We start from the raw sequence: 19,103 nt of genomic DNA, 5'->3' as shown, positions 1-19,103 counted from the left end.
GATCCACGTATGACGGGGCCTGCGCGGGGGCCTGAAGCACCGTCAGTCATGAATTATGAGAAAGCTTCACAAGACCATTGGCACGTTCTGGAAAAAGGGTTAAGGTGACGCCACTGTGCTGCACGTGTCACTGAGAATATCTACCTGATGCAAGATTTCGATCAACCCATCTTCATGAATTTTCTGCCTCTTTGCACTCAGTCTCGGCCAGGGCGTTTCCTGAGTCGTAGTTAACTTTGTCCAAGGAGACAGACCATGTCCAATCGCCAAACCGGTACCGTTAAGTGGTTCAACGATGAAAAAGGCTTCGGCTTCATCACCCCACAATCCGGTGACGACCTGTTCGTACACTTCAAAGCCATCAAGGCTGACGGCTTCAAGAGCCTGAAAGAAGGCCAAGCGGTCTCTTTCATCGCTACCCGCGGTCAGAAAGGCATGCAGGCTGAAGAAGTAGAAGTTATCTAACTTCCGCTTTACAGCTTGAAAAAAGCCCCGCCCTTAACAGGTGGGGCTTTTTTATGCCTGCTATTCGAGAAATCAAAACAGGGCTGCTTCGCAGCCCATCGCCAGCAAAGCTGGCTCCCACAGGGTCTGGCTATAATCCAGAGAATGGTAGAAACCCTGTGGGAGCCGGCGTTGCCGGCGATGAAGCCCCTATCAATCTTCGCTGATGGTGATATTCGGCATCGCCGGCGCCGCTGCTTCCTGCAGCACGATCCGCGCCCCGACCTGACGGGCCAGCTCCTGATAGACCATGGCAATCTGGCTTTCCGGCTCGGCAATCGCCGTCGGCTTGCCGCTGTCGGCCTGCTCGCGGATCAGCATCGACAACGGCAGCGATGCCAGCAGCTCGACACCGTACTGGGCCGCCAGCTTCTCGCCGCCGCCCTCACCGAACAGATGCTCGGCATGGCCGCAGTTGGAGCAGATGTGCACGGCCATGTTCTCGACCACACCCAGCACCGGGATGTTGACCTTGCGGAACATCTCCACACCTTTTTTGGCATCGAGCAGCGCCAGGTCCTGCGGCGTGGTGACGATGACCGAGCCAGCCACCGGGACTTTCTGCGCCAGGGTCAGCTGGATATCGCCAGTGCCCGGCGGCATGTCGATGACCAGATAGTCGAGGTCGTCCCAGGCCGTTTGCGTCACCAGTTGCAGCAGCGCCCCGGAGACCATCGGCCCGCGCCAGACCATCGGCGTGTTGTCGTCGGTCAGAAAGGCCATGGACATGACCTCGACACCATGGGCCTTGAGCGGCACGAACCACTTCTGTTCGCGGATCTGCGGCCGGGTGCCTTCGGCGATACCGAACATCACGCCCTGGCTCGGGCCATAGATATCAGCATCGAGAATCCCCACCCGCGCACCTTCACGGGCCAGGGCCAGGGCCAGGTTGGCGGCGGTGGTCGACTTGCCGACGCCGCCCTTGCCCGACGCCACGGCAATGATGTTCTTGACGTTGGCCAGGCCCGGAATCTGCGCCTGGGCCTTGTGTGCGGCGATCACGCAGTTGATCTCGACCCGCGCCGAAGCCACCCCGTCGAGACCTTCGACAGCCGTTTGCAGAACCTGCGCCCAGCCGTTCTTGAACAGACCGGCGGCATAGCCCAGTTGCAGCTGCACGCTGACGCGATCGCCCTGGATATCGATGGCCTGGACACAGCCGGCGCTGACCGGGTCCTGGTTCAGGTAAGGGTCGGTGTACTGGCGAAGTACGGCTTCGACGGCTGCGCGAGTGACGGCACTCATGGAGACTCCCGTTATAAAGACTGAGCAAAACAGGCCACTATGCTAACCCGTCATACCTGTTCAGATACGTCCATGGGGTGAAATATATTTCCCGGCGTTTTATAGTGGCCGATCACCGTTTCATCTCAAGTAGCCGAAAAAAGTAGCCGAGCCCCCATGTCCGAGCCACGTCAGATTCTCGTCACCAGCGCCCTGCCCTATGCCAATGGTTCCATTCACCTTGGCCATATGCTCGAGTACATCCAGACAGACATGTGGGTGCGCTTCCAGAAGCTTCGCGGCAACCAGTGCATTTATGTCTGTGCGGACGACGCCCACGGTTCGGCCATCATGCTGCGCGCCGAGAAAGAAGGCATCACCCCCGAGCAACTGATTGCCGCCGTCCAGGCCGAGCACAGCGGGGATTTCGCCGACTTCCTGGTCGAGTTCGACAACTTCCACTCGACCCACGCCGAAGAAAACCGCGAACTGTCGAGCCAGATCTACCTCAAGCTGCGTGACGCCGGGCACATCGCTACCCGTTCGATCACCCAGTACTTCGACCCGGACAAAGAAATGTTCCTGGCCGACCGCTTCATCAAGGGCACCTGCCCCAAGTGCGCGGCTGAAGACCAGTACGGCGACAACTGCGAAAAATGCGGCGCCACCTACGCGCCAACCGAGCTGAAAAACCCCAAGTCGGCGATCTCCGGCGCCACGCCGGTGCTCAAGGACTCGCAGCACTTCTTCTTCAAGCTGCCGGACTTCCAGGCCATGCTCCAGCAGTGGACCCGCAGCGGCACCCTGCAGGACGCGGTGGCCAACAAGATCGCCGAATGGCTGGATGCCGGCCTGCAGGAATGGGACATCTCCCGTGACGCGCCGTACTTCGGCTTCGAGATCCCCGATGAGCCGGGCAAGTACTTCTACGTCTGGCTGGACGCACCGATCGGCTACATGGCCAGTTTCAAGAACCTCTGCGCCCGCCGCCCGGAGCTGGACTTCGACGCGTTCTGGACCAAGGACTCGAAAGCCGAGCTGTACCACTTCATCGGCAAGGACATCGTCAACTTCCATGCCCTGTTCTGGCCCGCCATGCTCGAAGGCGCCGGCTACCGCAAGCCGACCGGCATCAACGTGCACGGCTACCTGACCGTCAACGGCTCGAAGATGTCCAAGTCGCGCGGCACCTTCATCAAGGCCCGCACCTACCTGGATCACCTGGCGCCGGAGTACCTGCGCTACTACTACGCCTCGAAGCTTGGCCGCGGCGTCGACGACCTCGACCTGAACCTGGAAGACTTCATCCAGAAGGTCAACTCCGACCTGGTCGGCAAGGTGGTCAACATCGCCAGCCGCTGCGCCGGTTTCATCCACAAGGGTAACGACGGCGTCATGGTTGACGGCGACGCCGCACCAGAGCTGACCGAAGCCTTCCTTGCCGCCGCCCCAGGCATTGCCGAAGCCTACGAAGGCCGCGACTTTGCCCGCGCCATGCGCGAGATCATGGGCCTGGCCGACCGCGCCAACGCCTGGATCGCCGACAAGGCGCCATGGTCGCTGGCCAAGCAGGAAGGCAAGCAGGACGAAGTCCAGGCGATCTGCGCCCAGGGCATCAACCTGTTCCGCCAGCTGGTGATCTTCCTCAAACCGGTACTGCCCGTGCTGGCCGCCGACGCCGAGGCGTTCCTCAACGTCGCCCCGCTGACCTGGGCCGACCATCAGACCCGCCTGAGCAACCACCAGCTCAACCCGTTCAAGGCACTGATGAGCCGTATCGACCCAGCCAAGGTCGAAGCCATGACCGCAGCCTCCAAGGAAGACCTGGCGGCCAGCCAGACCAGCGTCGTCACCGGTAATGGCGAACTGGCCAAGGACCCGCTATCGGCCGAGATCGACTTCGACACCTTTGCCGCTGTCGACCTGCGGGTCGCCCTGATCCTCAAGGCCGAAGCCGTGGAAGGTGCTGACAAGCTGCTGCGCCTGACCCTGGACATCGGCGACGAGCAACGCAACGTGTTCTCCGGCATCAAGTCGGCCTACCCGGACCCAGCCAAGCTCGAAGGTCGCCTGACCATGATGATCGCCAACCTCAAACCGCGCAAAATGCGCTTTGGCATCTCCGAAGGCATGGTCATGGCAGCCGGCCCTGGCGGCGAAGAGATCTACCTGCTCAGCCCTGACAGCGGCGCCAAGCCGGGCCAGCGCATCAAGTAAGGTTCACGCCCCGGCCGATTGCGGCCGGGGCGTTCTCATCCTCGCGTCATTGCCGGATAATGGCGGACAGCCTCAGCATTCGGCCCCCTCATGAGCGAATTCTTTCTGGCCCTGGTCAGCGCCGCGCTGATCAACAACCTGGTCCTGCACCAGGGACTGGCCATCGACCCACTGCTGCGCAGCGCTACCGATCAGGATCGGCGCCAGGTGCATGCGCTGGGGCTGGCAACCCTGGTGTTACTGGTTTTGGCGGTCGGCCTTGGGCAACTGATTTACCGCCTGGCGCTGCTGCCCCTGCAGCTTGAATACCTGCGCCTGTTCGTGTTCCTGCCGCTGTGCGTGCTGCTGATCAAGCCGCTGCTCACACTGCTGACACGCCTGCTGCCCGCCCTGCCCTTTGACGGCTTGCTGCCCTTGCTGCTGGCCAACGTAGCGCTGCTAGGCTTGAGCCTGCAGGCTAGCGAAAACGGTTTTGGCGTCGCGCAAACCCTGGCCTGGAGCCTGGGTGGCGGCCTGGGCTTCTGGCTGGCCTTGAGCCTGTTCGCAGACCTGCGCCAACGCAGCGACAACGACGACATCCCAGAGGCGTTTCGCGGCCTGCCGATCGAGCTGATTGGCGCCGGCGTGATGGCCATGGCGTTTCTCGGCTTTAACGGATTATTCAACCCATGAGTCTGATTCAACGCATCGACGCCCTGCTGCCGCAGACCCAATGTGGCAAGTGTGGCCACCCTGGCTGCAGGCCTTACGCCGAAGGCCTGGCTGCGGGCGAAGCGATCAACAAATGCCCACCCGGGGGCCGCGAGACCATCGCCGCCCTGGCCAGGTTGCTGGAAGTGCCGGTGATCGAACTGGACCCCGAGCGCGGCAGTGCTCCGGCGCAGGTCGCATTCATTCGCGAAGCCGAATGCATTGGCTGCACCAAATGCATCCAGGCCTGCCCGGTGGACGCCATTGTCGGCGCGGCCAAGCTGATGCACACGGTGATCAGCGCCGAATGCACCGGCTGCGACCTGTGCGTGGCGCCTTGCCCGGTGGACTGCATCGACCTGCTGCCATTGACGGCCAGCCGCAACGTCGTGGCGATTATCGGCGGCCTGGCCCAGGATGCCGAAACGCTCGCAGCCCGCAGTCATAAGCGCAACCATGCCCGGCGCCGTTTTGAGCAGCGCAACAACCGCCTGCAGCGCGAAGAAGCACGCAAGCAGGCCGAACGCCTGGCCCGCAGCCAGCGGGCAGCCAACCCCACCGCTGCCACCCCAAGCGCAGCTGTCGACGACCCGATCAAGGCCGCCATTGAACGCGTCAAGGCACAGAAAGCCGCGGCCGCCGATGCCGCCCTCAAGCAGGCAAAAATTGCCGCGGCCATGAGCCGGGCGCAATTGAGCAAGGCCAGGGCGGCCTTTGGCGATACCCCCAGCGAGACCCAGCAAGCGCAACTGGCGGAGCTTGAGCGCGAGGCGCAACAGACCCAGACGCACCTGCAAACACTACAACCGGCAGCCGACCATGGCCGCAACTGATAACAGCGAACGCCTGCGCAGCACCATGGGCCTGGTGCTGCTGGCCTGCGCGCCAGGGTTGCTGACCCTGCTGTGGCTACACGGCTGGGGGCTGCTATTGAACCTGCTGCTGTGCGCCAGCGCGGCACTGGCGAGTGAAGCGCTACTGCTGAAACTGCAACACCGGCCGATCCAGCCCGCCCTGAATGATGGCAGCGCCCTGGTCACTGCCGTCCTGCTGACGGCGGCACTGCCGGTCTACACCCCCTGGTGGCTGCCAATGATTGCCGCCAGCAGCGCCATTGTCCTGGGCAAGCAACTCTACGGCGGTGTCGGCAAGAACCTGTTCAACCCGGCGATGGTCGGCTATGTGCTGGTGCTGCTGTCGTTTCCACAACATATGACCCAGTGGCCGGTCACCCAGGTACTGGGGCTGGCAGATACACTGCAGCAGGTATTCGGCCTTGGTTCCGGCAACCAGCCAGATGCCTGGGCACAAGCCACGGTACTGGACGGCCTGCGCAACAACCGCAGCCTGACCATGGATGAGCTGTTCGCCAACCATCCCGGCTTCGGCCACTTTGGCGGCCGGGGCAGCGAAGCGGTCAACCTGGCCTTTGTGCTCGGCGGCTTGCTGCTGTTACAGCGCAAGGTCATCAGCTGGCATGCCCCGGTCGGCCTGTTGGCCAGCCTGTTGCTGATCAGCCTGGTGTGCTGGAACGGCTCGGGCTCGGACTCCAATGGCTCGCCGCTGCTGCATCTGCTGTCTGGCTCGACGATGCTGGCGGCGTTTTTCATCGTCACCGAGCCGGTGTCAGGGCCGAAAAGCCCAAAGGCCAAGCTGCTGTTCGGTATCGGCGCGGGCGTGCTCATTTACCTGATTCGAACCTGGGGCAGCTATCCGGACGGTGCCGCATTCGCGGTATTGTTGATGAATCTCAGTGTTCCCACGCTGGAGCGCTGGGCTGAGCGCGCAAAGGCGCAAGCGCAATGAACACCACGTCGATACGCTCCACGGCGCTGTTGCTGGCCCTTGCCGTACTGGCCGTGGGCGGCACAGTACTCTGGCACCAACTCACCGCCCAGCGCATCACGGACGCCGAGCAGCAGCTCAAGGCCCAACGCTGGCTCAGCGTGCTGCCCGAACAGCACTACGACAACCAGCCGCTGCAACACCCCCTGCACCTGGGGGCCGCGCCCCTGGATCACAGCCGCCTGCTCGCAGGTTACCTGGCGACCTTGCAGGGGCAGCCCCGCGCGGTCGTGCTGCACAGCCAGGCGCAGGGCTACGGTGGCCCCCTGGACCTGTTGATTGCCATCGATGACAACGGCCGCCTGATTGGCGTAAAGGTGTTGCAACAACAGGAAACCCCTGGCCTGGGCGGCAAGCTGGTCGAACCCGGCAACACCTGGCTGCAAGGTTTTGTCGGCAGCAGCCGGCACACCATTGCCGATACCGCCTGGGCGCTCAAGCGCGATAGCGGTCAGTTCGATCAACTGGCCGGCGCCACCGTCACCTCCCGGGCAGTCATTCAGGCCACCCATGATGCCCTGCGCTATTTCGACGAGCATCGCCAGCAACTGCTGACAGGAGGTGCCAATGAATAGACAGTGGCTCGCGGCCATAAGCCTGGCGCCCTTGCTGGGGGCCACACAGACGTTCACGCAGGCAAGTGCCATTGCGCTGCTCAGCCTGTTGATCATCGGCCTGCACCGGCTGTGCATGACGCCCCTGCACAAAGTGCTGGATGCAAGCGCCAGCCTGATTGCCAGCGTGCTGCTGGCCGCCTTGCTGGTCACCTGCCTGGAGTTGGCCCTGCGCGCCTGGGCCCTGCCACTGTCGCTGGTGCTGGGCCCCTATTCGGCACTGATCGCCGTACAATGCCTGGTATTCGAGTTCGCCCAGGGCGCCAGCGGCCGTTGGCGTACGGCGGCGGCCACACTGGGCGGTTTCGCTTTGTTGTGCATGGCCATGGGGCTGTTCAGGCAAGGGCTTGGCGAGTTTGCCAACCTGCGCCTGGCCAGTCTGTTGCCGGGTGCGCTGATACTTTTGGGCCTGATGCTGGCCCTGTACAACCGGGTTTGCCGACGGCCAGCCCCTACACGTCGTCAAGGAAAGCGTTGACCCCATGAATGCCGCCAAACGCCTGGAAATCTTTCGCAGGCTGCACGAAGACAACCCTGAGCCGAAAACCGAGCTGGCCTACAACAGCCCGTTCGAACTGCTGATTGCGGTGATCCTCTCGGCCCAGGCGACCGATGTCAGTGTGAACAAGGCCACGGCCAGACTGTACCCGGTCGCCAATACCCCGGAAGCGATCTACGCCCTGGGCGTCGAAGGCCTGTCCGAATACATCAAGACCATCGGCCTGTACAACAGCAAGGCGAAAAACGTCATCGAAACCTGCCGCCTGCTCATCGAACAGCACGAAAGCCGGGTGCCGGAAACCCGCGAAGCGCTGGAGGCCCTGCCCGGGGTTGGCCGCAAGACCGCCAACGTGGTACTCAACACAGCCTTTCGGCAACTGGCCATGGCCGTCGATACGCATATCTTCCGGGTCAGCAACCGTACTGGAATTGCGCCGGGCAAGACTGTCCTGGAGGTTGAAAAGGCCCTGATGAAGTTCGTGCCCAAGGCTTACCTGCTGGATGCCCACCACTGGCTGATCCTGCATGGACGCTATGTGTGCCAGGCGCGCAAACCCCGCTGCGGGAGTTGCCGGATCGAAGATTTGTGTGAGTACAAGCACAAAACCTCGGACGATTGAGAAGATAGTGAAAACACTGCTCAACCGATTGAAAAAATCTTTTTTACCCGCTCAGAAATTCTCGCTATAAGGTGCGCCAATGGCCCTCTTGGCTTGGAGTGACTTATGAGCACCGATAAAGAAGACCTGGTTGTAGATGATGACATCGTCACTGAAGAAGCGGATGACGATGTACCGGTTGAAGTGGCGAAAACCAACCTGAGCAAACGCCGCACCATCGACAACCTGCTGGAAGAACGTCGCTTGCAGAAGCAGTTGGCTGACTACGACTTCGACCTCTGAAGGGCCGATGCTGTAGAAGCACAAAAGCCTCCTTGATGGAGGCTTTGTTGTTTCTGGGTGTATCAAACCAGGCCGTTACGCTGGGCCAGCTCGATCAGATCGACCAGCGAGCGGGCATTGAGCTTGAGCAACAAACGCGTCTTGTAGGTGCTGACCGTCTTGTTGCTGAGGAACATGCCGTCGGCGATCTCCTTGTTGGTCTTGCCGCGGGCAAGCTGCTGCAAGACCATCATCTCCCGGCCCGACAAGCGCTCGACCATGTCCGCCTCGCTCGAGCCACCCAGGTTCGAGCGCACGGAATGCAACGCCTGGTTGGGGAAGTAGCTGTAACCGGAAAGCACTGCCTTTATGGCACTGAGCAGTTCGGTGAGATCCTGCTGTTTGCAGACATAGCCCGCAGCCCCCGTTTGCATGCAGCGCATGGAAAAATGCCCAGGCGCCTGCGAAGTCAGCACCAGCACCTTGATACAGGCATTGTTGGCGGTCAACCTGGCGATCACTTCAAGGCCGTCAAGCTTGGGGATACCGATGTCCAGGATGACGATATCAGGACCATGCTCGCGCGCCAGCTGCAATGCGTCCACACCGTTATCTGTCTCGGCAATGACTTCATATCCATGCCGCTCCATCAATATGCGTACAGCCAGGCGAATGACCGGATGATCATCCACGATCAGGACTTTATTCATGAGCAAAATCCAATTGTTCGCTGTTCTATTATTTTGAGCTCGCACAATAGCCTAGTTGTACGACATATTGTATTGCGCCGTTAACAAGCAAATGCATACAAGGACGCAGCCTACGGACTTTAGAGAATTATCCTACAAACCAGCAAAACCAAAATTTCTAAAGAACCAACACTGACCCATATTGCAGATAGCCTCAACACTTCCTGAATAAAGGTAGCACTAGACAAAGACACCGCCTATGAAACTCGGCCTTAATAGCTGAAGGAAAAGTCCTATAGATCTGTTTGATAAAAACAATAATATTCAGCCATGTAAAACCGCCTTACATGATCCATGGGTAGATTACCAACCCGAGAAGTGAGCCATGCTGCCCGAGGCTGTGTCGAGCATGCTAAACCTGCGGCAACATAGGACCGGACGCACCGAGTGCAAGGGTAACTGCATGAGTAAAGTCGAGCCGAAAAGCCCACTGACGATCATTGCGATTTTTGCTGGCATCATCGAAGCATCAGCGCTGGCCTCTCTGCCATTCCTGGGGGAGGATAGCCAAGGTATCTACACCTGGTTTCTGGTCGGCTTTCCGTTCTTCCTGACGGTATTGTTCTTTCTTACTTTGAATTTCAATTACAAGTCCCTTTATTCCCCCGAAATAAATGAACTCACTGCAGCCACGGTGCCTGCTCCGGCACACATCTCCCTCCAGGTTGAACCGCCCACCCACGAAGTCGCCGACATTGATTTACCAAGCACGCCAGTTAAAGAAGTTGAAACACGGCATGTGCTTCCGGACATTTCCGAGCTGAGCACAGTAACCATCGCATTACGTGGCCCGGCTGCAAGCGAACTAATAGAGTACTTCGTACTACAAGCACTAAAGCCCACACGATTGCCGTGTAACAAGTGGATCTTGAACAACCTCGACACGGGCGCGCAAATCACCCTGATGAGGCAATCATTGACCAAATCGTAGTGCTGCAACCAACCAACAGGCAAAAAAAACCCCGGCAAGCCGGGGTTTTCTGGGGTAACAAGCGTCAGACCAGCTTGCGACCCTTGTTGGCAGCAATGCGCATGCGCAGGGCGTTGAGCTTGATGAAGCCCGCTGCGTCAGCCTGGTTGTACGCACCGCCATCTTCTTCGAAGGTGGCAATGTTGGCGTCAAACAGCGAATCGTCCGACTTACGGCCGGTGACGATGACGTTGCCCTTGTACAGTTTCAGGCGCACGACGCCGTTCACGTTGACCTGGGACGCATCGATCATCTGTTGCAGCATCAGACGCTCAGGGCTCCACCAGTAGCCGGTGTAGATCAGGCTGGCGTACTTGGCCATCAGCTCATCTTTCAGGTGAGCGACTTCACGGTCCAGGGTGATCGACTCGATCGCCCGGTGGGCGCGCAGCATGATGGTGCCGCCTGGGGTTTCATAGCAGCCACGAGACTTCATGCCGACGTAACGGTTCTCGACGATGTCCAGGCGACCGATGCCGTTTTCGCCGCCGATGCGGTTGAGGGTGGCCAGCACAGTGGCAGGCGACATTTCAACGCCGTCCAGGGCAACGATGTCGCCGTTGCGGTAGGTCAGTTCCAGGTAGGTCGGAACGTCCGGGGCGTTTTCTGGCGACTTGGTCCAGCGCCACATGTCTTCTTCGTGCTCGGTCCAGGTGTCTTCCAGCACGCCGCCTTCATACGAGATGTGCAGCAGGTTGGCGTCCATCGAGTACGGCGACTTCTTCTTGCCATGACGCTCGATCGGGATACCGTGCTTCTCGGCGTAGTCCATCAGCTTTTCACGGGACAGCAGGTCCCATTCACGCCATGGCGCAATGACCTTGACGCCTGGCTTGAGCGCATAGGCACCCAGCTCGAAACGTACCTGGTCGTTGCCTTTACCGGTGGCGCCATGGGAAATGGCATCGGCGCCGGTTTCGTTGGCGATTTCGATCAGGCGCTTGGCGATCAGTGGACGAGCGATGGAAGTACCCAACAGGTACTCGCCTTCATAAACGGTGTTGGCGCGGAACATCGGGAACACGAAGTCGCGTACGAATTCTTCGCGCAGGTCGTCGATGTAGATTTCCTTGACGCCCATGGCCTGAGCCTTGGCGCGGGCCGGTTCGACCTCTTCGCCCTGTCCCAGGTCAGCGGTGAAGGTCACCACTTCACAGTTGTAGGTATCCTGCAGCCACTTGAGAATCACCGAAGTATCAAGGCCGCCGGAATACGCCAGTACGACCTTTTTTACGTCCGCCATGCCATCACTCCACGGGGTTGTACGGAAAGCCGTTGATTCTACCGACCTTGCGACAAAATTTACAGTGGGGCGACAGCTTGTGACGACAAAGCGACAGGAACTGTCGAGAGCGCGACGGACTGTCGCAGCTCAGGACTTGCTGACCGGCTTGCTGGCCTCTGTCGCCGCGGCCGGTGCGGCTGGTGCTTTGACGGCAGGCTCGAGCGGTTTTTCCAGCGGTTTTTCGACAGGCGTTACCCGATCAAGCTGAATATTCACCCGCCGGTTGCGTGCGCGGTTGGTTGCGCTGTTGTTGCGCGCCAGCGGATAGCGCTCGCCATGGAAGCGCACGGTGATCTGCTCTTCGGGAATGCCATGGGCCTTGAGGTATTCCATCACCGCCAGCGCCCGGCGCCGTGACAGGTCGCGGTTGGTCAGGCGGTTACCACTGTTGTCGGAGTGACCATCGAGTTCGATATGGTTGACCGAAGGGTCCGCCTTGAGAAAGTCGAGGATCACATCCAGGCGTGCCCGGGCATCGGCATCCAGGTCGATGCCCCCGCCAGGGAAGCCGACCTGCGCCTGGCGCACCTGGTCATAGTTCATCGGCAAGAGTTTTGCCGCACAGGCCTGATAATCGCCGTAGGCCTTGTTGAACTTGACCGGCAACACCCGCACTTCCATGGTCCGCCCGGCTTCACCGGCATAGTTGCGCACCACGGTGCTGCGACCATCGAGCAAACCGTTGATAAGGCGGCTGGCCTGGCCCTGGGAACTGGTGAAGAGCACGCCACTGCGAGCCATGCGCACCGCCCCCAGGTTGATATCGCCGCGACCGGGCTGCCACGGCGCGGCCGCCGCCAGCAGGGTGGCGGAGCCTGTGCCGAGGACATTGCTGCTTGAACGCAGCTGGAAAGTCGCCTGCTCGCCAGCGCGACGGACGAACTCGCCGCTGCCGAAATCGGCAATGGGTTGAACCAGCCGACATTCGAACTGATCGCCTTCGACCTTCCACTCGATGTTCTCCAGACGGGTCTGGAAGGTGAGTGCCATGGCGGGCATGCTGGCAAACACACTGAGCAGGGCTAGATAACGCTGGCGCACGGGCGGCTCCACAGATTTTCACGGTATACCTGCACGCTATCGGTCGGGCGCGGCAAAACTTGATAGCGAGTGCTCGCAACCGGCTTTTCCGGTAGCATTAACCTTGAGTTCGACCCGCCTGGAATCCTCAATGTCCGACCGCCTGACCCTCCTGCGTCCCGACGACTGGCACATCCATCTTCGTGATGGCGCTGTACTGCCGCATACCGTCGGCGACGTTGCGCGCACCTTTGCCCGCGCAATCATCATGCCCAACCTGGTGCCACCGGTGCGCAACGCCGCCGAAGCCGGTGCCTACCGCGAGCGCATTCTTGCCGCACGCCCTGCCGGCAGCCGTTTCGAGCCGTTGATGGTGCTTTACCTCACCGACCGCACCCAGCCCGAGGAAATCCGCGCGGCCAAGGCCACCGGCTTTGTCCATGCCGCCAAGCTGTATCCGGCTGGCGCGACGACCAACTCCGATTCCGGCGTGACCAGTGTCGACAAGATCTTCCCGGTGCTCGAAGCCATGGCCGAGGTCGGCATGCCGCTGTTGGTGCACGGTGAAGTGACCCGCAGCGAGATCGACGTGTTCGACCGCGAGAAGCTGTTCATCGACGAGCACCTGCGCCGTGTGGTCGAACGCTTCCCGACCCTCAAGGTGGTGTTTGAACACATCACCACCAGCGACGCCGTGCAGTTCGTCAACGAGGCCCCGGCCAACGTTGGCGCGACCATCACTGCCCAGCACTTGCTCTACAACCGCAACCACATGCTGGTGGGCGGTATTCGTCCGCACTTCTATTGCCTGCCGATCCTCAAGCGCAACACCCACCAGGTGGCCTTGCTGGACGCCGCCACCAGCGGTAGCAGCAAGTTCTTCCTCGGCACCGACTCGGCTCCGCACGCCCAGCACGCCAAGGAAGCGGCCTGTGGCTGTGCCGGCTGCTACACCGCCTATGCCGCGATCGAGATGTACGCCGAAGCGTTCGAACAACGCAATGCACTGGACAAGCTCGAAGGCTTCGCCAGCCTGCACGGCCCGGCCTTCTACGGCCTGCCGGCCAACACCGATACGATTACCCTGGTCCGCGACAGCTGGACCGCCCCAAGCAGCTTGCCGTTCGGCGAGCAGACCGTTATCCCGCTGCGCGCCGGTGAGCAACTGCGCTGGCGCCTGCTGGAGGAAACTGCGTGAGCGAAGATCAGTACGAAGACGACCAGGAAAGTCATGGCGGCGGTCCGCGCCACCCAATGGCTGAGCGCTTTCGCGGTTACCTGCCAGTAGTGGTCGACGTTGAAACCGGCGGTTTCAATTGCGCGACCGACGCCCTGCTGGAGATCGCCGCAGTCACCATCGGCATGGACGAAAAAGGCTTCCTGTTCCCGGAACACACCTATTTCTTCCGCGTCGAGCCGTTCGAAGGCGCCAACATCGAGCAGGCCGCCCTGGAGTTCACCGGGATCAAGCTCGACCATCCGCTGCGCATGGCCGTCAGTGAAGAGTCGGCCCTGACCGACATCTTCCGTGGCGTGCGCAAGGCACTCAAGGCCAATGGCTGCAAACGGGCGATCCTGGTCGGTCACAACAGCAGTTTCGACCTGGGTTTCCTCAATGCCGCCGTGGCCCGCCACGACATGAAGCGCAACCCGTTTCATCCGTTCTCAAGCTTCGACACCGCCACCCTGGCCGGCCTTGCCTATGGCCAGACCGTGCTGGCGCGGGCCTGCCAGAGCGCCGACATCGACTTCGATGGCCGTGAGGCGCACTCGGCGCGTTACGACACCGAGAAGACTGCCGAGCTGTTCTGCGGCATCGTCAACCGCTGGAAAGAAATGGGCGGCTGGCAGGACTTCAACGACTGACGTTGGAGCGGGCTTGCCCCGCGATTGGGGCCTGTCAGGTACATCGTATCGCGGGGCAAGCCCGCTCCTACAGGCATAAAAAAACCGGCCATCAGGCCGGTTTTTTTATGCCTGGCAATTACAGCTTGCCAGCGTTCTCGCTCAGGTAAGCAGCAACGCCTTCTGGCGAAGCGGTCATGCCCTTGTCGCCTTTTTTCCAGTTGGCAGGGCAGACTTCGCCGTGCTCTTCGTGGAACTGCAGGGCGTCGACCAGACGCAGCAGCTCGTCCATGTTACGGCCCAGTGGCAGGTCGTTGACGATTTGCGAGCGGACAACGCCCTTGTCGTCGATCAGGAAGGCGCCACGGAAAGCCACGCCGCCTTCGGACTCTACGTCGTAGGCCTTGGCGATGTCGTGCTTCATGTCAGCAGCCATGATGTACTGGACCTGACCGATGCCGCCGGCATTGATCGGGGTGTTGCGCCAGGCGTTGTGGGTGAAGTGCGAGTCGATCGACACGGCGATCACTTCAACGTTGCGCGCCTTGAATTCAGCCATGCGGTGGTCCAGAGCGATCAGCTCGGACGGGCAGACGAAGGTGAAGTCCAGCGGGTAGAAGAACACCAGGCCGTACTTACCTTTGATGGCCGAAGCCAGGTTGAAGCTGTCGACGATTTCGCCGTTGCCCAGAACAGCTGGAACGGTGAAGTCCGGGGCATTTTTGCCAACGAGTACGCTCATGCGATATCTCCTGATGGGGTGGAATCATCCTGCACAGGCCAGCATGCACCGGCCTGGCATCGAAATGGCCGACCATCATACACCGCCCGGCGCCGCTCGCCGAGTTTCAGTCCGAACGCTCGACAATCAGCCGTTGGTCGCTCTAGTCCGCGCCCTGCAGAAAGAGCTTTGACAAGCATTCTCATTAACATTAAGCTTCTTCGCATTGAGCCTTAACCAGCGATGGCCAGCCCTATGTATGTGTGTCTTTGTGTTGGTGTGACCGACGGACAGATCCGCGATGCGATCTATGAAGGATGCTGCAGCTACAAGGAAGTCAGAAGCGCCACCAACGTGGCGAGCCAGTGTGGCAAATGTGCCTGCCTGGCCAAGCAGGTAGTGCGCGACACCCTCACCGAGCTTCAGGTCAGCCAGGCTGCCCTGCCCTATCCTGTAGAATTTACGGCAGCATAATTCAGCGAATTCCAAGAACCGGACCCAGTGTCCGGTTTTTTTATGCCTGTAATTCAAGTAGTTAGGGGTTTAACGCGGAACACAAACATTCTTATTCCGATTAATTTTCATTTATTATTCAATAACTTAGGTTTGACAGTAGAAGTTGCGAAGCTCAGACTTGCCTTTATAGACACACTTACAGGGCAGGACCCCATCATGAAAGGCGACGTTAGCGTCATCCAGCATCTCAACAAGATCCTCGGAAACGAGCTGGTCGCAATCAACCAATACTTCCTGCATGCCCGCATGTACGAGGACTGGGGTCTGGAGAAGCTCGGCAAGCACGAGTACAAAGAATCCATCGAAGAGATGAAACACGCTGACAAACTGATCAAGCGTATTCTGTTCCTCGAAGGCATCCCCAACGTCCAGGACCTGGGCAAGTTGCTGATTGGTGAACACACCAAGGAAATGCTTGAGTGCGACCTGAAGATCGAGCAAAAAGGCCTGGTCGACCTCAAGGCCGCCATCGCCCACTGCGAGACCGTCGGCGACTTCGGTAGCCGTGAACTGCTCGAAGACATCCTCGAAGCCGAGGAAGAGCACATCGACTGGCTGGAAACCCAGTTGAGCCTGATCGACAAGATCACCCTGGAAAACTACCTGCAGTCGCAGATGGGCGAGTAAGCTCACCACCCTGTCCTACAGGCACAAAAAAGCCCCGCACTGCGGGGCTTTTTTTTGACCAAACCTGGAATCAGGCCTTGTCAGCGGCCTTGGCTGCAGCTTCCTTGATCAGGGTCTGCAGTTCGCCGTTGGCAAACATTTCGGCCATGATGTCGGAACCGCCGACCAGCTCACCGGCAACCCACAGTTGCGGGAAGGTTGGCCAGTTAGCGTACTTTGGCAGGTTGGCGCGGATTTCCGGGTTCTGCAGGATATCCACGTAAGCGAACTTCTCGCCGCAACCCATCACGGCTTGCGCCGCCTTGGCCGAAAAGCCGCACTGCGGGGCATTCGGCGAGCCTTTCATGTAAAGCAGAATGGTGTTGTTGGCAATCTGCTCTTTGATTGTTTCGATAATATCCATGAAGCACCTCGCGGCTGAACTTTCCGACCTGGTTGTCGGCACGGTGACGCATTGTATCGGAAAGCCAAGCAGGACGCTCGGCCTTGCCGATATCAGGCCGCAACCACCTGCACTGGCACGCCATTGAGCGCCGCATTGCCCGACACCGCATCGAACTGGCGCTCATCGGTGAGGTCGTTGGCGCTGGCGCCGGGCTGGCCTTGGGCGATCTCCAGGCGTACCCCGGCACGGGCATGGCCAAAGCCATGGGGCAAGCTGACCACCCCCGGCATCATGTCGCTGCTGGCCTGCACCTCGACCTCGATTTCGCCGACCCGCGAGCTGACCCGCACCCGCTGGCCGTCCTGCAAGTGGCGACCGGCCAGGTCATCCGGGTGCATCAGCAGTTGATGGCGCGGCTTGCCTTTGACCAGGCGATGGTAGTTATGCATCCAGGAATTATTGCTGCGCACATGGCGACGACCGATCAGCAGCAGTTGATCCGCCGCCAGCGGCTGTTGCCCGGCAAAGCGCTGCAGGTCGCCAAGCATTTCCCGCGGTGCGGCTTGAATCCGCTGGTTAGGCGTCTTCAAGCGCGCGCCAAGGTTGGGCCGCAGTGGCCCCAGGTCGATGCCGTGCGGGTGCTGGTCGAGGGCCTCAAGCGACAGCTTGAACGCCGAGGCCTCACCGTAACGGCCCTGGCGCAGGCCGATATCGATCATCTGCGCCGGCGCCAGGGTCGGCTTCAACGGCTTGTCACTGCGGGCGGCAAAGGCCTTGGCCAGGCCGACGAAGATCTCCCAGTCATGCAAGGCGCCGTCGGGTTTGGGCAGGATGGCCCGGTTGAAGCGGCTCACGTTGCGTACCGCCAACAGGTTGAAGGTGGTGTCGTAGTGATCATTCTCCAGTGCCGAGGTGGACGGCAGGATCAGGTCGGCGTAACGGGTAGTCTCGTTGATGTACAGGTCGATGCTGAGCATGAACTCAAGGCCGTCCAGGGCCCGCTCCAACTGCCGGCCATTGGGCGTGGACAGCACCGGGTTGCCCGCGACCGTCACCAGCGCGCGAACCTGCCCCTCGCCTTCGACCAGCATCTCTTCGGCCAGGGCCGCCACCGGCAATTCGCCGCCGTACTCGGGAAGCCCGGAGACCCGGCTCTGCCAGGCATTGAAATGCCCACCCGAAGTACTGGCCACCAGATCCACCGCAGGCTCGGTACACAGGGCACCACCCACGCGGTCGAGGTTGCCGCTGACCAGGTTGATCAGCTGTACCAGCCAATGGCACAAGGTGCCGAAGGCCTGGGTCGAGATGCCCATGCGCCCGTAACAGACTGCCTTGTCGGCGGCGGCAAAGTCCCGGGCCAACTGGCGAATGACCTGGGCCTGGACGCCGCACAGCGGGCTCATGGCCTCGGGCGTGAACGGCGCGATCGCCGCTTGCACCTCGTCCAGGCCCTCCACCGGCAGGCTCGGTTGGCGGGTCAAGCCTTCGGCAAACAACGTATTGAGCAGGCCACACAGCAACGCGGCGTCACCGCCGGGGCGAATGAACAGATGTTGATCCGCCATGGCCGCCGTCTCGCTGCGGCGCGGATCGACCACCACCAGCTTGCCACCACGGGCCTGGATTGCCTTGAGACGCTTCTCGACGTCCGGCACGGTCATGATGCTGCCGTTGGAAGCCAGCGGGTTGCCACCCAGGATCAGCATGAACGCGGTGTTGTCGATGTCCGGGATCGGCAGCAACAGGCCATGGCCGTACATCAGGTAGCTGGTCAGGTGATGCGGCAGTTGGTCCACCGAGGTGGCAGAGAAGCGGTTACGGGTCTTGAGCAACCCGAGGAAGTAGTTGCTGTGGGTCATCAGCCCGTAGTTGTGCACGCTCGGGTTGCCTTGATACACCGCCACGGCGTTTTGCCCGTGGGCCTGCTGGATGGCCCAGAGCTTTTGCGCGGCCAGTTCGAAGGCCTCTTCCCAACTGATCGCCTGCCAGCTGTCACCGACGCGCTTGTGCGGCGCCCGCAGGCGGTCCGGGTCATTCTGGATATCCTGCAAGGCCACCGCCTTGGGGCAGATGTGGCCGCGGCTGAAGCGGTCCTCGGGGTCACCCTTGATCGAGGTGATGCGCGGGGCGACATCGGGCTCGTGGGTGATTTCCAGGGTCAAGCCGCAGATGGCTTCACACAGATGACAGGCACGGTGATGCAGGGTCTTGTTCATGGCCACCTCTTGCTTGGGTGTCTGGGATGAACTGACTATGAGCCTGGCCCGGCGCGCGTACCAGCGAGGTTTGTCACGTGAATCTTCGGGCATCAGGCGTAGCGATTCACAACCGGCCCGCCGCCCGGTTTGCCAAGGCGCAGGCAGGCAGTGTAAAACCCTCGTGTAACGTATAAAAAAAGCTTCTGCCCAATGGGTTACGACACTGCCTGAAACATCGGCGACGAAACCCCCTCTTGGTATGACGCGACATTTAATTATAGTATTGCGTCTTCCCCTAATTCGTC

Annotated in this window: 20 protein-coding genes and 1 pseudogene; 14 read left to right on the top strand and 7 right to left on the bottom strand. The window is 60.5% G+C overall.

The window, feature by feature from the left end:
* Positions 1-255 precede the first annotated feature (255 nt).
* Positions 256-465, top strand: coding sequence for a cold-shock protein (locus NLX68_RS16190; protein ID WP_010221054.1), 210 nt, complete (start codon positions 256-258; stop codon positions 463-465).
* A gap of 192 nt (positions 466-657) precedes the next feature.
* On the opposite strand, the gene apbC is transcribed toward NLX68_RS16190, so the two are convergent.
* Positions 658-1,752: an iron-sulfur cluster carrier protein ApbC gene (gene apbC / locus NLX68_RS16185; RefSeq protein WP_254284791.1), complete on the bottom strand. Its 1,095-nt coding sequence runs from the start codon at positions 1,750-1,752 to the stop codon at positions 658-660.
* Positions 1,753-1,908: 156 nt separating this feature from the next.
* Between apbC and metG the strand changes: the two genes are divergently transcribed.
* From metG to NLX68_RS16145, 8 genes and pseudogenes are all read left to right on the top strand, one after another.
* Positions 1,909-3,948, top strand: coding sequence for a methionine--tRNA ligase (metG, locus tag NLX68_RS16180; RefSeq protein WP_254284790.1), 2,040 nt, complete (start codon positions 1,909-1,911; stop codon positions 3,946-3,948).
* A 90-nt stretch (positions 3,949-4,038) separates the two neighbouring features.
* Positions 4,039-4,620 (top strand): Rnf-Nqr domain containing protein, encoded by a 582-nt coding sequence (locus NLX68_RS16175; protein ID WP_036996647.1) that lies wholly within the window; start codon positions 4,039-4,041, stop codon positions 4,618-4,620.
* Positions 4,617-5,414: pseudogene (rsxB, locus tag NLX68_RS16170) on the top strand (electron transport complex subunit RsxB); the annotation flags it as partial. The gene NLX68_RS16175 and the pseudogene rsxB, both read left to right, overlap by 4 nt.
* Positions 5,415-5,457: 43 nt before the next feature.
* Complete coding sequence (locus NLX68_RS16165) at positions 5,458-6,444, top strand: RnfABCDGE type electron transport complex subunit D (protein WP_254284789.1); 987 nt, start codon at positions 5,458-5,460, stop codon at positions 6,442-6,444.
* Positions 6,441-7,058, top strand: coding sequence for an RnfABCDGE type electron transport complex subunit G (locus NLX68_RS16160; RefSeq protein ID WP_254284788.1), 618 nt, complete (start codon positions 6,441-6,443; stop codon positions 7,056-7,058). The genes NLX68_RS16165 and NLX68_RS16160 overlap by 4 nt, the downstream gene beginning before the upstream one ends.
* On the top strand, positions 7,051-7,575 hold the full coding sequence (locus tag NLX68_RS16155; protein ID WP_254284787.1) for an Rnf-Nqr domain containing protein: 525 nt from the start codon (positions 7,051-7,053) through the stop codon (positions 7,573-7,575). The genes NLX68_RS16160 and NLX68_RS16155 overlap by 8 nt, the downstream gene beginning before the upstream one ends.
* A 4-nt stretch (positions 7,576-7,579) precedes the next feature.
* Positions 7,580-8,218 (top strand): endonuclease III, encoded by a 639-nt coding sequence (nth, locus tag NLX68_RS16150; RefSeq protein WP_254284786.1) that lies wholly within the window; start codon positions 7,580-7,582, stop codon positions 8,216-8,218.
* Between the two features lie 105 nt (positions 8,219-8,323).
* The gene (locus NLX68_RS16145) at positions 8,324-8,500 is read left to right on the top strand and encodes a PA3496 family putative envelope integrity protein (RefSeq protein WP_174242306.1); all 177 of its coding nucleotides are present in this window, start codon (positions 8,324-8,326) and stop codon (positions 8,498-8,500) included.
* A 62-nt stretch (positions 8,501-8,562) separates the two neighbouring features.
* On the opposite strand, the gene NLX68_RS16140 is transcribed toward NLX68_RS16145, so the two are convergent.
* Positions 8,563-9,189 (bottom strand): response regulator transcription factor, encoded by a 627-nt coding sequence (locus NLX68_RS16140; protein WP_254284785.1) that lies wholly within the window; start codon positions 9,187-9,189, stop codon positions 8,563-8,565.
* Between the two features lie 442 nt (positions 9,190-9,631).
* Here NLX68_RS16140 and NLX68_RS16135 point away from each other — a divergent pair, with 442 nt between their 5' ends.
* Positions 9,632-10,159, top strand: coding sequence for a hypothetical protein (locus tag NLX68_RS16135; protein ID WP_254284784.1), 528 nt, complete (start codon positions 9,632-9,634; stop codon positions 10,157-10,159).
* Between the two features lie 64 nt (positions 10,160-10,223).
* Here NLX68_RS16135 and NLX68_RS16130 read toward each other — a convergent pair whose 3' ends face one another.
* Positions 10,224-11,441, bottom strand: a complete 1,218-nt coding sequence (locus NLX68_RS16130) for an argininosuccinate synthase (RefSeq protein WP_010221042.1) — start codon at positions 11,439-11,441, stop codon at positions 10,224-10,226.
* Between the two features lie 129 nt (positions 11,442-11,570).
* On the bottom strand, positions 11,571-12,524 hold the full coding sequence (locus NLX68_RS16125; protein WP_254284783.1) for an OmpA family protein: 954 nt from the start codon (positions 12,522-12,524) through the stop codon (positions 11,571-11,573).
* 130 nt (positions 12,525-12,654) lie between these two features.
* Here NLX68_RS16125 and pyrC point away from each other — a divergent pair, with 130 nt between their 5' ends.
* Positions 12,655-13,701, top strand: a complete 1,047-nt coding sequence (gene pyrC / locus NLX68_RS16120) for a dihydroorotase (protein ID WP_010221040.1) — start codon at positions 12,655-12,657, stop codon at positions 13,699-13,701.
* Positions 13,698-14,369: a ribonuclease T gene (gene rnt / locus NLX68_RS16115; RefSeq protein WP_254284782.1), complete on the top strand. Its 672-nt coding sequence runs from the start codon at positions 13,698-13,700 to the stop codon at positions 14,367-14,369. The genes pyrC and rnt overlap by 4 nt, the downstream gene beginning before the upstream one ends.
* A gap of 118 nt (positions 14,370-14,487) precedes the next feature.
* On the opposite strand, the gene NLX68_RS16110 is transcribed toward rnt, so the two are convergent.
* Positions 14,488-15,090: a peroxiredoxin gene (locus NLX68_RS16110; RefSeq protein ID WP_010221038.1), complete on the bottom strand. Its 603-nt coding sequence runs from the start codon at positions 15,088-15,090 to the stop codon at positions 14,488-14,490.
* A gap of 234 nt (positions 15,091-15,324) precedes the next feature.
* Between NLX68_RS16110 and NLX68_RS16105 the strand changes: the two genes are divergently transcribed.
* Positions 15,325-15,543, top strand: a complete 219-nt coding sequence (locus NLX68_RS16105; protein WP_254284837.1) for a bacterioferritin-associated ferredoxin — start codon at positions 15,325-15,327, stop codon at positions 15,541-15,543.
* A gap of 198 nt (positions 15,544-15,741) precedes the next feature.
* Positions 15,742-16,212, top strand: a complete 471-nt coding sequence (gene bfr / locus NLX68_RS16100; RefSeq protein WP_010221036.1) for a bacterioferritin — start codon at positions 15,742-15,744, stop codon at positions 16,210-16,212.
* A 70-nt stretch (positions 16,213-16,282) separates the two neighbouring features.
* Here the strand turns inward: bfr and grxD are convergent, their stop codons facing one another.
* Positions 16,283-16,615 (bottom strand): Grx4 family monothiol glutaredoxin, encoded by a 333-nt coding sequence (gene grxD, locus NLX68_RS16095; RefSeq protein ID WP_010221035.1) that lies wholly within the window; start codon positions 16,613-16,615, stop codon positions 16,283-16,285.
* 92 nt (positions 16,616-16,707) lie between these two features.
* Positions 16,708-18,816 carry a molybdopterin oxidoreductase family protein gene (locus NLX68_RS16090; RefSeq protein WP_254284781.1) on the bottom strand — a complete coding sequence of 703 codons (2,109 nt, stop codon included), beginning with the start codon at positions 18,814-18,816 and terminating at the stop codon, positions 16,708-16,710.
* Positions 18,817-19,103: the final 287 nt, after the last annotated feature.

The sequence above is a fragment of the Pseudomonas sp. SBB6 genome, assembly GCF_024213215.1.
In the GTDB taxonomy this organism is placed as follows: domain Bacteria; phylum Pseudomonadota; class Gammaproteobacteria; order Pseudomonadales; family Pseudomonadaceae; genus Aquipseudomonas; species Aquipseudomonas donghuensis.
The sequence above is the reverse complement of the archived record's forward strand: the minus strand, read 5'-3'. Positions and strand labels throughout refer to the sequence as shown.